At 40.9% G+C, this 596-nt stretch carries 1 pseudogene; it reads right to left on the reverse strand.

Annotated features, from left to right (window positions below):
- Positions 1 to 596 (reverse strand): annotated as a pseudogene (locus H3R29_RS09110) (hypothetical protein); the annotation flags it as partial.

Consider the following 596-nt stretch of genomic DNA (forward strand, 5'->3'; position numbering starts at 1 on the left):
ATCTTGGTATATTTAACCGTGATCGTGATATCTTGATCAGTTGACTTTACCTGGGTTCCTTTTACTACTTTGGTATCAGCTTCATACCCAGTTACTTCTGGTGAGTTGACATCTTTAAACGCAGCACTTGCCGGACTCCACGGACCATAATCGGTCTTCTTGGTTACGAAGTCTACTGTACCCTCACGGGTAAACTTGACTGTTTGTACGTTATCAGACAGTGGTGTTGGCGTACCGACATACTTGATGGTCTGTTTAACTTCTTTAATGAGGTTCGCGTCATCATTTTTACCTGTCAGCGGATTGTTTTGCCCTGGTAGATAGGTCTGTTTCTTGTGCTTCATCTTAACGACGAACTTTTGCGAAGCGTCATTGAATACTTTATCTCCACCATCAGTAAAACCATCAGAAGCTACTTCATAGCCCGCATTGATTAAGTCTTTAATAGTCTTGTCGTGTTCATCATGAGGGATCTTTTGACCCTCCTTGCCTGCAAGATTATTAGAAGCAATCACCTTGTTGTTATCGTCAACGTCTTGGTATTCAATAACCGATTGCTTATTATTTATCTTGGTATATTTAACCGTGATCGTGAT

Origin of the sequence: Lactobacillus sp. M0393 (assembly GCF_016102025.1) — a bacterium.
Taxonomy (GTDB): Bacteria; Bacillota; Bacilli; order Lactobacillales; family Lactobacillaceae; genus Lactobacillus; species Lactobacillus melliventris.